At 74.1% G+C, this 14531-nt stretch carries 13 protein-coding genes; 3 read left to right on the top strand and 10 right to left on the bottom strand.

What is annotated here, in order from left to right; all coding sequences use genetic code 11:
- Positions 1-194 precede the first annotated feature (194 nt).
- Positions 195-704, top strand: a complete 510-nt coding sequence (locus ACFVXJ_RS12435) for a GNAT family N-acetyltransferase (protein WP_389661676.1) — start codon at positions 195-197, stop codon at positions 702-704.
- Between the two features lie 57 nt (positions 705-761).
- Here ACFVXJ_RS12435 and ACFVXJ_RS12430 read toward each other — a convergent pair whose 3' ends face one another.
- On the bottom strand, positions 762-1367 hold the full coding sequence (locus tag ACFVXJ_RS12430; RefSeq protein ID WP_389661675.1) for a cysteine hydrolase family protein: 606 nt from the start codon (positions 1365-1367) through the stop codon (positions 762-764).
- 113 nt (positions 1368-1480) lie between these two features.
- Between ACFVXJ_RS12430 and ACFVXJ_RS12425 the strand changes: the two genes are divergently transcribed.
- Both ACFVXJ_RS12425 and ACFVXJ_RS12420 read left to right on the top strand, forming a co-directional pair.
- Positions 1481-2467: a GlxA family transcriptional regulator gene (locus ACFVXJ_RS12425; protein ID WP_389661674.1), complete on the top strand. Its 987-nt coding sequence runs from the start codon at positions 1481-1483 to the stop codon at positions 2465-2467.
- Positions 2464-5256, top strand: coding sequence for a SpoIIE family protein phosphatase (locus ACFVXJ_RS12420; RefSeq protein WP_389661673.1), 2793 nt, complete (start codon positions 2464-2466; stop codon positions 5254-5256). The genes ACFVXJ_RS12425 and ACFVXJ_RS12420 overlap by 4 nt, the downstream gene beginning before the upstream one ends.
- A gap of 36 nt (positions 5257-5292) precedes the next feature.
- On the opposite strand, the gene ACFVXJ_RS12415 is transcribed toward ACFVXJ_RS12420, so the two are convergent.
- The 9 genes from ACFVXJ_RS12415 to ACFVXJ_RS12375 all read right to left on the bottom strand — a co-directional run bounded on the left by ACFVXJ_RS12415 (position 5293) and on the right by ACFVXJ_RS12375 (position 14416).
- On the bottom strand, positions 5293-7350 hold the full coding sequence (locus ACFVXJ_RS12415) for a SpoIIE family protein phosphatase (RefSeq protein ID WP_389661672.1): 2058 nt from the start codon (positions 7348-7350) through the stop codon (positions 5293-5295).
- Between the two features lie 120 nt (positions 7351-7470).
- Positions 7471-7953, bottom strand: coding sequence for a DUF3574 domain-containing protein (locus ACFVXJ_RS12410; RefSeq protein WP_389661671.1), 483 nt, complete (start codon positions 7951-7953; stop codon positions 7471-7473).
- A 7-nt stretch (positions 7954-7960) separates the two neighbouring features.
- A complete protein-coding gene (locus tag ACFVXJ_RS12405) occupies positions 7961-8923 on the bottom strand; it encodes a DNA-binding protein (protein ID WP_389661670.1) in 963 nt (320 codons plus the stop codon).
- A complete protein-coding gene (locus tag ACFVXJ_RS12400) occupies positions 8920-10134 on the bottom strand; it encodes an MAB_1171c family putative transporter (protein WP_389661669.1) in 1215 nt (404 codons plus the stop codon). The genes ACFVXJ_RS12405 and ACFVXJ_RS12400 overlap by 4 nt, the downstream gene beginning before the upstream one ends.
- The gene (locus ACFVXJ_RS12395) at positions 10131-10619 is read right to left on the bottom strand and encodes a toxin (protein WP_389661668.1); all 489 of its coding nucleotides are present in this window, start codon (positions 10617-10619) and stop codon (positions 10131-10133) included. Before ACFVXJ_RS12395 ends, ACFVXJ_RS12400 begins: the two co-directional genes overlap by 4 nt.
- Before the next feature lie 294 nt (positions 10620-10913).
- Positions 10914-11486 carry a MepB family protein gene (locus ACFVXJ_RS12390; protein ID WP_389661667.1) on the bottom strand — a complete coding sequence of 191 codons (573 nt, stop codon included), beginning with the start codon at positions 11484-11486 and terminating at the stop codon, positions 10914-10916.
- A gap of 83 nt (positions 11487-11569) precedes the next feature.
- Complete coding sequence (locus ACFVXJ_RS12385; RefSeq protein ID WP_389661666.1) at positions 11570-12082, bottom strand: O-acetyl-ADP-ribose deacetylase; 513 nt, start codon at positions 12080-12082, stop codon at positions 11570-11572.
- Entirely contained in the window at positions 12082-13500 is a 1419-nt protein-coding gene (locus ACFVXJ_RS12380; protein ID WP_389661665.1) for a phytoene desaturase family protein, read from the bottom strand. Before ACFVXJ_RS12380 ends, ACFVXJ_RS12385 begins: the two co-directional genes overlap by 1 nt.
- 91 nt (positions 13501-13591) lie before the next feature.
- On the bottom strand, positions 13592-14416 hold the full coding sequence (locus ACFVXJ_RS12375) for an inositol monophosphatase family protein (protein ID WP_389661664.1): 825 nt from the start codon (positions 14414-14416) through the stop codon (positions 13592-13594).
- Positions 14417-14531: the final 115 nt, after the last annotated feature.

The raw sequence follows: 14531 nt of genomic DNA, 5'->3' as shown, positions 1-14531 counted from the left end.
GCCCGCGCCCGGAGCTCGGGGACGGCGGGGCCGCTGGTGGCCCCGGGGGGGCCAATCGGGGGCCGCTGGGGGGTCTGCCGGGTTCGGGGGCCCCGGGGCGCGCCGCCCCCCCCCGGGGGCCGGCCCCGCTCCGTGTCCAGGGGGCGGTGGAAAACCGGCGGCGGCCGGGCGGCCGGCGCTGGTAAGCAGGGCGCATGGAGGAACCGAGCGACCCGATCCCGACCCCCCGTCTGCTGCTGCGCCCGCTGGACCCGGCCCGGGCCCGGCGGATCCTCACCGGCCGGCCCGGCCCGGCGGCCCGCTGGGCTCCCGGGTACCCGGACGCCGGCGACCGGGCGGGCGCCGAACGGTTCCTGCGGGTCCTCGCCGAGCACGGTGATCCGGGGCCGTTCGGGGCGTACGAGATCGAGCTCCGCGCGGACGGCCGGACCATCGGCGGCGCCGGGTTCCACGGCCCCTTGGACGCCCTCGGCCGGGTCACCGTCGGCTACGGGCTCGTCCCCGCCGCCCGGGGTCTGGGATACGCCACGGAAGCCTTGCGCGGGCTGCTGGAGCACGCCCGGCGACACGGGGCCCGCGGTGTGGACGGTGACACCGACCTGGCGAACACCGCCTCCCAACGGGTGATGGCCGCCGCCGGGATGCGGTGCGTACGCCGGGACGCCCGGCTGAGCTACTACGAGGTGACCTGGCCCGCGCCGTGAGCCGGGCCACGCGATGAACCCGGCTGGACGGTGAGCCGGGCCACGCGGGGCACCCGACTACGCGGCGCTCCGGGACCGGGCGGCCGCCGTCAGCACCCCGGCGGTGGCGACGACGCGGGCGAAGCGGCCGCCGTGCAGGTTGACGGCGGTGGCGGTCGCCAGTTCGTCGGCGCTCAGCCGGGTCCCGTCCGGCCCCGTGAGGTCGAAGGTGTGCGTGGCGTCCAGCGGGACGAGGACGTCGTAGCCGAGGTTCCCCGCCATCCGGGCGGTGGTCTCCACGCACATGTTGGTCTGGATCCCGGCGACGACCAACTGCCCGATGTCCCGGGCGGTGAGCCATTCGGCCAGGTCGGGGGTGCCGTAGAAGGACGAGTTCACCGTCTTGGTGATGTGCAGCGCGGCCTGCTCGCGGCGCTCCTCGACGAAGTCCTTGAGGGCGTGGCCGGGCTGGTCCGGGGCGAGGACGGAGCCGGACCGCGAGGCGTGCTGCACCAGCACCACCGGACGCCCGGACTCCTGCCAGGCGTCCATCAGCGCGGCCAGGTTGGCCTCGGCCGCCGGGTTGTTGCGCGGACCCCAGAAGGACGCGTCGTCGAAGCCCTTCTGTACGTCGATGACCAGCAGGGCGCTGTTCGGGGCGAGCTCGATCTCGTTCGTCGTCATGGCTCCATGGTGTCCGCGCCCGACCGCCGACGACAGGGCCACCGATGCCCCGGACCGATGAGATCCTGCCAGGTTGGCAGCCTTGCCGGGGCGGGCTCTGGGAGGATCGGGGCATGCAGCGCGTCGCGATCGTCATCCAGCCGGGCATCAGGGCCTTCGACCTCGCCGTCATCACCGAGGTCTGGGGGCCCGATCGCAGCCGCTCCGGGGTCCCGCCCTTCGAGCTGCGCCGTTGCGCGCTGACGCCCGAGCCGGTGGCGCTGCCCGGCGGGCTCACCCTCACGCCCGACCGGGGCCTCGACTGGCTCACCGAGGCCGATCTGGTCGTCGTACCGGCGCTCGCGGAGCCCGACGACCCGAGTCCCGGACCCGTACTGGCCGCCCTGCGGGAGGCGCACGCCAGGGGCGCGGCGGTGGCCGCACTCTGCGCCGGGGCGTTCGTCCTGGCCGAGGCGGGGCTGCTGGACGGCCGGCGGGCGGTGACGCACTGGTGGCTGGCCCCCAGGCTGGCCGCCCGCTACCCCGGGGTGCTGGTCGAGGACGCCCCGCTGTTCGTGGAGGACGGGGGGATCTGGACCTCCGCCGGGGTGGCTTCCGGCATCGACCTGTGCCTGCACCTGGTACGGGAGGCCCACGGCGCGGAAGCCGCCGCCGCGGTCGCCCGTTCCATGGTGACGGGCCCGTTCCGCACCGGGGACCACGCCCAGTACCTCGACGGGCCCACCCCGGCCGCCGACCGCACCGCCGAGGCCCTGGCCGCCGTACGGGAGCGGGCGCTGCGGCGGCTGCACGAGCCGCTGGACGTGGCCACCCTGGCCGGATGGGCGGGGATGTCGCCGCGCTCCTTCGCCCGGCACTTCGCCGCCGCGACGGGGACCACCCCGCACAAATGGCTGCTCGGCCACCGCCTCGACGCGGCCCGCCGGCTGTTGGAGCGCACCGACCATCCGGTGCCCGAGGTGGCCCGCCGGACCGGGTTCGCGAGCGAGGTCACCTTCCGCCAACACTTCACCGCGCACGTCGGCCGCAGTCCGCGCGCGTACCGTGCGGCGGCCACGGCCATCCCAAAAGACCTCGACAGTGTTAGAAATGGCTCATGACCGGACGTTCGGGTCGACCCAGGGGATCGCCGCCGGCGGGCCGGCCCTCTGGCCTGCTCGCGCGCTTCGCGCACGTCCCCGGGAGCGTCGCGGGCCAGGTGTTCCTCCTCCAGGCCGTCATCGTGCTGGTGCTGATCACCGCCGCCACGCTGGCCCTGGTCTTCCAGGCCCGGTACGACAGCGCGCGCGACGCCCGCAACCGTTCGCTCGCGGCGGCCGAGGCGTTCGCGCACGCTCCCGGTCTGGCCGCGGCGCTGCACTCGCCGCACCCCACGACCGTGCTCCAGCCCCTGGCCGATGCCGCTCGCGCGGGTTCCGGCGTCGACTTCATCGCCGTGCTGAGCAAGGACGGCATCCGCTACACCGATGTCCGGCCCGAGCTCATCGGCAAGCGCGCGACCGGTGACCTCTCGCGCGCGGTCCACGGGCAGGCGTTCACCGAGACGTTCAAGGGCGCCCCCAGCGACGCGGTGCGCGCGGTGGTCCCCGTACGGGACGCCTCGGGGGCGGTCGTGGGACTCGTCTCGACCGGCATCGAGATCACGAACGTGGGCGAGGCGGTCGGTCAGCAACTGCCGCTGCTGCTCGGCTCGGCGGCGGGCGCCCTGCTGCTGGGCACCGGCGGCGCGGCCCTGGTCAGCCGCAGGCTGCGGCGTCAGACCCGGGGGCTGGGCGAAGCCGAGATGACCCGGATGAACGAGCACCACGAGGCGGTGCTGCACGCCGTGCGGGAGGGCGTGCTCATCATCGGGGCGGACCACCGGCTGGTGCTGGCCAACGACGAGGCGCGCCGGCTGCTGAACCTGCCGGCGGACGCCGAGCAGCGGCTCGTCACCGACCTCGGCCTGGACCCCCGGACGGCGGACCTGCTGGTCTCGGGGCGGGTCGTGACCGACGAGGTCCACCTGTCCGGGGACCGCCTCCTCGCCGTCAACGTGCGGCCCACCAAGCCCTATCGGGGCATGCCCTCCGGCAGCGTCATGACGCTGCGCGACTCCACCGAGCTCGCCGCGCTCTCCGGTCGCGCCGAGGTGGCGCGTGGCCGGTTGCAGTTGTTGTACGACGCGGGGGTGCGGATCGGCACCACCCTGGACGTGGTGCGCACCGCCGAGGAGCTGTCGGAGGTGGCGGTCCCCCGGTTCGCGGACTTCGTCACCGTGGAGCTGCTGGAACCGGTGCTGCACGGCGAGGAGCCCTCGACGCTGTCGGGTGCCTACACCGAGATGCGCCGGGCGGCGATGAGCGGGGTCCGCTCCGACCAGCCGTTGCAGCCCGTCGGCGAGATCATCCGGTTCGTGGTGCCGACGGCGCCGATGGCGTCCGCGCTGGCCGCCGGGCGGGCGGTGCTGGCGGCGGACCTGAACACCGCGTTCGGCTGGCGGGCCCAGGACCCCGAGGGCACCCGGCTGGCGCTGGAGTACGGCCTGCACTCGCTGATCTCGGTACCGCTGCAGGCGCGCGGTGTGGTGCTGGGCATGGCCAACTTCTGGCGGGCCGACACCCCGGAGGCCTTCGACGAGGAGGACCTGTCCTTCGCCGAGGAGTTGGGTGCGCGCGCCGCCGTCTCGATCGACAACGCCCGCCGTTTCACCCGCGAGCACGCCACGGCGGTGACGCTCCAGCGCAGCCTGCTGCCCCGGGTGCTGCCGGAACTGAGCGCGGTGGACGTCGCGTTCCGCTACCTGCCGGCTCAGGCGGGGGTGGGCGGCGACTGGTTCGACGTGATCCCGCTGCCGGGCGCCCGGGTGGCGCTGGTGGTCGGTGACGTGGTCGGGCACGGGGTGCACGCCGCCGCGACGATGGGCCGGCTGCGCACCGCCGTCCACAACTTCTCGACGCTGGACCTGCCGCCGGACGAACTGTTGGGGCACTTGGACGAGCTGATCGACCGGATCGACCGGGACGAGACCGGTTCCACCGGGGAGGGCGTGGACGGCGGCGACGACCCGGCCGGTGTCACCGGCGCGACGTGTCTGTACGCCGTCTACGATCCGGTCTCCGGTCGCTGCACGGTGGCGAGCGCGGGACATCCCGGGCCCGCGCTGGTCCACCCGGACGGCCGGGTGGAGTTCCCCGAGCTGCCGACCGGGTTGCCGCTGGGCGTGGGCGGGATGCCGTTCGAGACGGCCGAGTTGCGGCTGTCGGAGGGCAGCCGGCTCGCGCTGTTCACCGACGGGCTGCTGGAGGACCGCGACCGGGACATCGACACCGGACTGGAACTGCTCACGCAGGCCCTGTCGAGGCCCGGGCGCAGCCCCGAGCAGGCGTGTGCGGACGTACTGGCGGCGCTGCTGTTCCCCTCGCCCAGTGACGACATCGCCCTGCTGGTCGCCGACACCCGGCTGCTGGACACGGACCGGATCGCGGAGTGGGAGGTGCCGGACGACCCGGCGGCCGTCTCGCGGGTGCGCAACGCCGGTTCGGCGCAGCTCCAGGAGTGGGGTCTGGAGGAGATCGCGTTCACCGCGGAGCTGATCCTCAGCGAGCTGGTCACGAACGCCATCCGGTACGGGTCCGAGCCCATCCGGGTGCGGCTGCTGCGCGACCGCACCCTGATCTGCGAGGTGTCCGACGGCAGCAGCACCTCGCCGCACCTGCGGTACGCGGCCTCCACCGACGAGGGTGGTCGCGGCCTGTTCCTCGTCGCGCAGTACGCCGAACGGTGGGGCACCCGCTACACCGAGCGGGGAAAGGTCATCTGGGCGGAGCTGCCGCTGACGGGCGGCGGCGCCGAGCCGTTGGCGGCGCTCACCCTGGACCTGGACGAGTTGGAGGGGCTGGCCTGGTGACCCGCGGCCCGGCCGCGGCCGGGTGGCGGCAGCGGCCTACCGGGCCACGGTGCGGGCGAGGAGGACGGCCACGTCGTCCTGCGGGGCGGTCGGCAGGAGCCGCTCCAGGATCTCGTCGCACAGTTGCTCCAGCGGCCGGGCCGGCTGCCCGAGGGCCCGGGCCAGTCGGCCGAGTCCCTGGTCGAGGTCCCGGTCGCGGCTTTCGATCAGCCCGTCGGTGTAGAGCGCCAGGAGGCTGCCGGGCGGCAGTGGCACGCTCTCGGTGCGGAAGTCGGTGCCGCCCGCCCCGAGAGGGGTGCCGGGTGGCCCGTCCAGGAAGGTCACCGTGCCGGTGACACCGACCACGGCGGGCGGCGGGTGCCCGGCCCGGGCGATGACGCAGCCGCCGGTCGCCGGGTCGTGCACGGCGTAGACGCAGGTCGCCATCTCGTCCTCGCCGAGGTCCGCCACCGCCGCGTCGAGCGAGCGCAGCATCCGCTCGGGCGGCACGTCGTGGCGTGCGAGGGTCCGGACGGCCGTACGGAGCTGGCCCATGACGGCCGCCGCGTGGATGCCGTGGCCCATCACGTCGCCGATGACCAGTCCGGTCCGGCCCCGGGGCAGTTGGATGACGTCGAACCAGTCGCCACCGACGTCGTGCGCGCTGGCGGGTCGGTAACGGCCGGTCAGTTCCAGGCCGGAGACCCGGGGCAGGGCGCTGTTGGTGAGGCTGCGCTGGAGGGTGAGGGCCGCCCGGCGCTGGGCGGTGTACATGCGGGCGTTGTCGATGTTGAGCGCCGCGCGGGCCACCAGCTCGTCGATCAGCACGCAGTCCTGTTCGTCGAAGGGCTCGCGCTCGCGCAGCCGGGTCACGGTGACCGCGCCGAGGACGGCGCCGCGCGCCACGACGGGGACCAGGCGCGCCGACCCGAGCCCGGCCAGGTACCGGCGCAGGGGCTCGGCCCGGGCGTCGGTGATCAGCGCCGGGACGTCGGTGGCGTAGAGGTTCATGGGCCGGCCTTCGGCGATGACCCGTTCGTAGACGGTTCCGGCGGGAATCCGGAAGGTCTGGCCGGGTGCGAGCGCGGCCGTCGGCGCGGTCGGGTCGGGGAAGCTGACGGCGAGCCTGCGCAGCACCCCCCGGTTGGAGAAGGCGGCGTCGTCGGGGCCGAGCACGGCTTCGAGCAGCTGTACGTCGGCGGAGTCGGCGAGCTGCGGTACCAGCAGGTCGACGGTCTCCCGGGCGGTCTGGTCGAGGTCGAGCGTGGTCCCGATGCGGGCGCCGGCCTCGGCGAGCAGCGCGAAGCGTCGACGGGCCCGCTCGACCTCGGCCTGCGCCCGCCGGCCCTCGGTGACGTCGATGAGGGAGGCGATCACGCCGAGGGGACGGCCGCTCGGGTCGAGCAGCGGGGCGTAGGAGCAGGACCAGGTCCGGTCGTGGTCGGGGTCGGCGGGGGTACGGCCGGTGCGGCGGACGTCGACGACCGCGGTGCCCAGTTCCAGCACCTGCCGCATCGTCGCCTCCAAGGCGGTGGCGTTGACGCCGGGGACCACCTCGGTGAGCCGTTTGCCCAGGTGGGCGGCGGCCGGAACGCCGTTCATCCGGGCCAGGGCGTCGTTGACGCGCAGGAAGCGCAGGTCGGTGCCGAGGGTGGCGAGGCCGATCGGGGACTGGGTGAACAGGCTCTGGAGGGCGGCGAGGGAGTCCCGCATGTGCAGGACCTCGGAGGTCTGCACGGCGATCAGCATGGCGCCCGGACGGCCCCGCGGGTCGGCGGCGGGGACGATCCACATCTCCATCGTCACCCGGTGCCCGTCGCGGTGCCGTACGGGCAGGGTCCCGACGACGGTCTCGCCCGCCTGGACCCGGCGGGTCAGGTCGTCGGCGAGGGCGCGGTTGGCGTCGGGGACCAGGACGGCGTTGCCGGGGCGGCCGAGGATGTCCTCGGGGCGGTGGCCGAGCAGGTCCTGGGCGGCCAGCGACCACTCCACGACGCGTCCGTCGGCGTCCTCGCGCCACAGGGCGATCGGCAGCAGCTCCCGCAGTACGCCCGCGTACCCGACGACGCCCGGCGGCTGATCGGGAACCTCGCTCGTCAACCGGTAAGTGTCCAACGCACCGACCTCACCCCGGGGGGCCTGTTTCCTACCGATTCACCCTAACCGAGTGCCCGGCGGGGGGCGCTGCGGTCACCGTGCGGTGGACGGCCCGGGCGGACCGTCCACCGGGGTGGGTCAGAAGTCGACCAGGACCCGCGCGTCGGCGCGGCCCACGGACTCCAGCTCCCACGTGCTGCAGTACAGGTTGCGGATGTACTCGATGTCGGCGTCCCGGGCCTTGGCCTCCGTCACCGGGTAGAGCACCGTCAGCTCGTACGACTTCTCGCGGTTGATGTCACCCTCCTTGTCCCTCCATTGGCCGCGTCCCTGCTGGAGGGTCAATCCGGCCGGGAAGCGGGGGGTGACGACGTCCGCGATGAACTTGTCGAACTGCTCGTCGGTGATCGGCGGGTTGCCGTTGTGCCGGCCGGTGCCGAAGTACAGGTGGGTGGAGACGTACGGTCTGCCCCGTTCCGGGGCCGCGTCCTGGTTGACCGTCGAGGCGGCGGCGGGTGGCTGGAAGGTGGCGTTCGACGCCTGGCTTCCCGAGCCGACGAAGAGCAGGGCCGCGGCGAGTACGGTGGCGGCCGCGGGCATCGATATCCGAATGGGGCGCATGGGGTCCCTATCTGTGGCGGTGGTCGTGGGGGGTGGCGTAAGGGGTGCGCGCGGGCACCGGGTCCGGCAGGCGCTCCCGCAGGAACACCGCCGCGTCCCGCAGCCGCGCGGGGACCCGGGGTGCCCGGCGCAGGAGGCGGACCGTCCCGTGGAGCGACTCGACCGTCCGGGCGGAGCCGATGCCGGCGACGCGGGGGGCGAGGTCGGTGACGAGGTCCTCGGCTTCGCTCCAGGCGCCGGCGCGGGCCAGGGCGGCCAGGAGTTCCGCGGTGAAGAGGTGGCGGTAGGAGGGGCCCGGGGCGGTGGCCGCGCGGTGCAGGAGGGGCAGGGCGCGGTCCCACCGGCGCAGCCGGGCCAGCACCCAGCCCTGGTGGCCGGTCAGCTCCGCCTGGTCGATCCACCAGGCCCAGTGCGGGTCGCGCGGGGACACACCGTCCAGGAAGCGGCTCCGGGCCCGGGAGATCAGCTCCAGGGGCTCGCGGTGGGCGCCGAGGAGGGCGGTCGCGTGGGCCTGGCGGATCAGGACGAGACTGGCGACGCGGGCGGGTAACGGTCGCGGCCCGGCGACGCGCGAGGCGGTCGCCAGGGCGGCGCGCGGGTGCCCGGTGTGGGTCTGGAGCATGCTGTGGTTCAGCCGTACCAGTCGGGCGGTCCAGCGGTCGCCGCAGAGTTCCGCGAGGGCGAGCGCGCGCGCGTTCGCGCGGTGGGCGTGCCGGTGCAGGCCCGCGTCGAAGAGGATCCAGCCGATGACCTCGGCCAGCTCGGCGAGCACCGCGATCCGGTCGCCGTCGTGGCCGCGCAGGCTGTCGGGCTCGGCGGAGAGCTCCGGGTGGCGGCGTACGGCCTCGCGGGCGGCGGGGACGGCGGCCCGGGCGCCGAGCGTGGCGTCGAGGGTGACCAGCCGCTCCACGGTGCGGGCCGCCTCGGCGGTGGGGGCCGGCTCGGCGACCCGGGCGGCCCGGGCGGTCACCGGGTCACCGCCCACGCCTCGGGCCGGCGGCCGCTGCGGCCCAGGGCGGTGAAGGACGACGCGACCTCGGTCAGCCACTCCACCTCGTCGCGGAAGTCCTCGTAGGGCGGCCGGGCGGGGATCTCCGGGGACTCCGCCTCCTCGGCCCGCTCCTCGGGGTCACGGCTGAGGGCCGCGCACACCTGGAGGGCCTCGCCGAGGGGCGACGTCGGATCCTCGGGGAGGTCGAGCGAGCGGGCGACGCGGGAGAAGTCCGCGAGCGAGAGGGTGGTGCGCAGGATCAGCTGCCCGTCGCGGATCTCGATCACGCGCCGGTAGAGGCTGTAGTGCAGGTCCCTGGGCGGCAGGAGGTCGCGCGCCCAGGAGCGCGGCGGGTCCAGGGCGATGTCCGGGGACGCCTGGTGCAGGGCCCACCACAGGGGGCGCAGCCGGCGGTAGGCGCGGTAGCTGCGAGCCCAGGCCCGGGCGCGGGTGAGGCGGATGCCCCAGGCGGGGATGGTCCATCCGGTGATCTGGAGCAGCGCGCCGACGCTGCCGCAGGTCCACTGGATCGGGTCGAGGCCCGCGCCGTCGAAGTGCAGCCGGGTGCCGGCGATCTGGATGCCCCGGGTGACGCAGTAGACCAGGATGAGCGTGGCGCCGAAGGTGACGGTCCGCATGCCGGCGGCGAGCCACTGACGGTTCGCGACCTTGGTGAAGCGCACCGACAGCCGTACCGTCTCGGCCTGCCCCACGGCGCATATCAGCAGGTAGAAGGACATGTAGAGGGCGTATCCGCCGTGGTGGATGCTCAGCAGGATCGTCGATGTCGCCGTGTCGGAGTGGGCCACCGGGCCGACGACGAAGGAGGACGTGACGAGCACGCAGAGCGCGGCGCCGAAGAACAGTACGCGCCGGCGTGCCATCCGTCGGGCCTGCGCGGGCGGCGAGGACCAGTGGACGAGGACCACTTGCTGCGCTGCGGTGAGTACGACCACCGCCGCCTGGGTGATCAGCGAGGTGATGTTGGGGACGCCGAAGAACCCCGAGATGTGCAGCCGCAGTTGGTCCAGGTCGACGAGGAAGCTGATGCCGGAGCAGAGGAAGTAGACGCACAGCGCCCACAGCGCGATGTCGTGCTTGCGGCGCACCAGGTCCGGGAGCCGGTAGGCGAAGGCGGCGAGACCGACGAAGGCGCAGATCCAGGCGAGGGCCGTGTAGACGGCCGTCACTGCGGTTCCGCCTTGCCGAGCCCCTGCTCGATGCGGGCGACGACGTCGGCGGCTTCCTCGGGGACGGCCCACGCGGGTTCCACCCAGCGTTTGGTGGCCCGGGCCAGGATGAGGGAGGCCATCGTCTCGGCCTCCTGTTCCTCGTCGTCGCTGTAGCGGGAACGCATCAGTAATCCCCGTACGCCCGCGGGGTCGACGTTGGAGAACAGCGGTCCGGAATGCGCCTGGTCCAGGGGGACGGACCCGCGATGCTCGAAGGCGATGTGCGCCAGTTCGTGGGTGATGATGTGTTCTTTGTGGGCCGGCGAGGCCGACTTCTCGAAGGCGACGACATCGAAGTCGTCCAATTTGAGCCACAGGCCCAGCAAATGGCGGTCCGGGAAGGAGGTCGGAATGAGATGAATGGTGCGCCGGCGGCTCTCGCTGAGATAGCGGTGGAGTTCGTCGATTCCACAGCCGTGCTCCATACCCCACTCCACCAGCATCGCCTCACATGTACGCCGGACCTTCCTGAGCCGACGCCTGAGCCGTCTGTCCTCCGATGCCGGCGACGCTGAGCCCGGTATCTTCATCCCTCGGTCCTCCGGCGGAACTCGGCGGCTGCCCTTCCCTGCCCGGCTTCTTGATCTCCGGGGCAGACGACGCGGTCATGATGTCACACGCCCAACTCGCCTCCGTCCGTTGTGGGTTCTATCCGGCCACGCACCGCCGGTTTCCGCCGAAAGCGAGCGGCGGCGAATGTCGCGTACGGGATATGCCACGCGGGAATTCAGCGCGGCTCACCGGGGGTGGTAGAGCTCGCGGGCGCGGGCGGCGTCGAGCGTCCCGTCCGGGGGCACGAGCAGGAAGTGGTCCGCCTGCCATGCCCGGGTCCGGTCGGCCTGGCGGCTGGTGACGGTCGCCCAGGGCGGATAGACCCTGAAGGCCCGCTTCCCGCCGTGGCCGTCGACCGATACGACGCCGTGCCGGCGCAGCGTGTCGAGGGGCAGGACGAACTGGCCGAAGCGGTCACCGTCGCGGACGGCGATGACGAACAGATCGACGGCGTCCGCGGTGTCGAAGGGCCGGATCGGCCCGCCCGGCGACCTCTGCCACACGGTGACGAACTGCCCGCTCTTGGTGGGAGTCGTCCTGGCCGCGCGGAAGCGGACGGAGAGGCCGTCCAGGGTGAAGTGGTGGGCGGCGTAGGCGGCGCTCTCGGCTTCGGGGACCGGCTGCGAGCAGCTGAACCCGCAGGGGTCGTAGACGAGTTCCTTCAGCGCGAGGAGGTCCCCGTGGGTCTCGGTGGGTTCCCAACGCGCCGAGGGGCCGGCGGGAGGAGGCTCGGACGGGTACGTACGGTCGAGGGGCATCGGCCCACCCTGTCATGTCCGGTCCGGTCCGGTCCGGACCGGGCGGTCTTCGCGGGCGGCTCGTCGAGGTCGGCCCGCAGAGGTCAGCCCACCGCGGCGGCGAACGCGGCGTAGGCGGCGGCGTCGAAGAGGACGAAGCGGACCTCCTCCACTGCGGTCGGCGTCGCACGCACGGTCTCCACCGCGATCCGGGCGCCGTCGTCCATCGGCCAGCCGTAGATCCCCGTGGAGATGGCCGGGAAGGCGACCGTACGGGCGCCGAGTTCGTCGGCGACGCGCAGGGACTCCCGGTAGCAGGAGGCGAGCAGTGCCGAGCGGTCCTCGTCGCGCGCGTACACGGGCCCGACGGTGTGGATGACGTGGGTGGCCGGCAGCCGGCCCGCCGTGGTGGCGACGGCCCGGCCGGTCGGCAGGCCCTTGCCGTAGTGGGAGCGGCGCAACCGTTCGCAGGCGGCGAGGATCTCGGGTCCGCCGCGCCGGTGGATGGCGCCGTCCACTCCCCCGCCGCCGAGCAGCGAGGAGTTGGCGGCGTTGACCACGGCGTCCGCGTGCTCGGCGGTGATGTCGCCCTGGACGAGGGTGATCCGCGGTGCCATCAGGATGCCTCGCGCAGGTGGCGCCAGACGGCCTTGGCGGCGTTGTGGCCGGACATGCCGTGGACTCCCGGGCCGGGCGGGGTCGCCGAGGAACACAGGAACACCGCCGGGTGGGCCGTGGTGTACGGGGACAGGGAGATCTTCGGGCGGAGCAGGAGCTGGAGCCCGGAGGCGGCGCCGCAGGCGATGTCGCCGCCGACGTAGTTGGGGTTGCGCGCGGCCAGTTGCGGCGGGCCGGCGGTGGCCCGGGCCAGGACGAGGTCGCGGAAGCCCGGGGCGAAACGCTCCAGTCTGCGCTCCATGGCCTCGGTGAGGTCGCCTTCCCAGCCTGCGGGGACGTGCCCGTACGCCCAGAAGACGTGCTTGCCCTCGGGCGCCCGGCCGGGGTCGACGAGGCTGGGTTGGGCGGTGATGAGGAAGGGGTTTCGGGGCGCACGGCCGCCGTGGGCCAGTTGCAGGGCGGCGTCGACGTCGCTGGTGCGGGGGCCGATCTGGACGGTGCCGGCCCGGCGGGCCTCCTCCGCGGTCCAGGGGACGGGGCCGTCCAGCGCGTAGTCGATCTTGAAGACGGAGGCTCCGTAGCGGTAGCCGTCGTACGCCCGGCCCAACCGGGCGATCCGGGCGAGCGCTGTGGGCGAGGTGTCGAAGACGTACGCGCGGGCCGGCGGCAGCTCGTCCAGGCGTTTGACCTCGAAGTCCGTGTGCACGGCGCCGCCGAGGTCGCGCAGGTACGCGGCCAGGGCGTCCGAGAGGGACTGCGAGCCGCCGCGCGGCATCGGCCAGCCGTTGGCGTGCGCGGCCAGCGCGAAGACCAGGCCCACGGCGCCGGTCCCGATCCCGTTCAGCGGTGCGATGACGTGCGCCACGAGACCGGCGAACAGGGCGCGGGCCCGGTCGTCGCGGAAGCGGCGCAGCAGCCAGGTGGCGGGCGGCAGCCCGGCGAGCCCGAAGCGGGCCAGGGTGAGCGGGTCCCTGGGCAGCGCGGTCGAGGGCAGGGACATGAAGTCCCGGGCCAGGGTGTCCCAGCGGCCGAGGAACGGCTGCACCAGGCGGCGGTAGGCGCCCGCGTCGCGCGGCCCGAAGGACGCGGCGGTCTGGGCCACGGAGCGGGACAGCACCGCCGCCGTCCCGTCGTCGAACGGGTGGGCCATGGGCAGCGGGGGGTGCAGCCACTGCAGGCCGTACCGCGCCAGCGGCATCGTCGCGAACACCGGCGAGCCGGCGCCGAGCGGGTGCACCGCCGCGCAGGGGTCGTGCCGGAAGCCGGGAAGGGTCAGTTCCTCGGTGCGGGCCCCGCCGCCGACGGTCCCGGCCGCTTCGAAGACGGCCACGGACAGCCCGCGCCGGGCCAGTTCGACGGCGGCGGTCAGCCCGTTGGGACCCGCCCCCACGATGACCGCGTCGAGAATGGAGGACACCTTACGACTCCTTCGTCCGGCGGCGGCACCGCGGGTGAGCCGGCGGTGCGTCCAGGCGGCACTGTATTGAAGACATGGCGCGGCCGGCCGGTCATTCGCCGCGCAGCAGCCCGCGGATCCGGACCGCCGTGGCCTCGTCGCGGCCCACGGCGAACGGCAGCGTGTTGTCCCGGTCCACCCGGAAGGGGACCCCGGCGACGGTGCTCTGGGCGCCGCCCGCCTCGGCGACCAGCAGCAGCCCGGCCGCGTGGTCCCATGCCGAGGGCCAGGTGAAGGCCAGGCCGTCCACCTCACCGCGGGCCACCTTCAGGTACTCCAGGCCGGCCGATCCGCAGGGGCGGGCCGCGACGCCGGGTACGTCGAGCCGGGCCAGGGCGCGCTTGTCCTGGTCGGAGGTGTAGAGCGGGTGGGCCATGGCCACCCGCAGCTCGGCGCCGGGCCTCGGGGAACCGCTGTGGATGCGCTCGCCGTTGACGTACGCGCCCTCCCCGCGCACGGCGGTCGCCAGCTCGTCCAGCGCCGGGGCGTAGGTCCAGGAGGCGAGTATCTCCCCGCGGTGGGCCAGCGCGACGAGGGTGCAGAAGGCGGGGTCGCCGCCGACGAACTGCCGGGTGCCGTCGACCGGGTCCACGATCCACACGGGCGCGTCGGCGCGCAGCGCCGCGTACACCGTCGGGTCGGCGTGCACGGCCTCCTCGCCGACGACGGCGGAGCCGGGCAGCAGGCGGGTCAGCGCGGCCGTGAGGTACTCCTCCGCCTTGCGGTCGGCGACGGTGACCAGGTCGTGCGGGCCGTTCTTCTCGTCGACCTCGTGCGCCGCGAGCTGCCGGAATCTCGGCATGATCTCGACCGCAGCCGCCTTGCGGACGGCTTCCTCGACGGCGGACAGGTCAGGGGCCGGAAATTCTGTGATCATGCCTCCATCACACCACGCCCGTCTGACAAACCCCAGCCGCTGTCCCGACGGGGGAGAACATTCCCGGTGGACGGCGGGTGACCCGGCGGGCGGCGGGAAAAGCGGGTGCGGGGCA

This window comes from Streptomyces sp. NPDC058279 (assembly GCF_042881255.1).
GTDB lineage: Bacteria > Actinomycetota > Actinomycetes > Streptomycetales > Streptomycetaceae > Streptomyces.
This window is presented reverse-complemented; position numbering and strand designations above follow the sequence as displayed.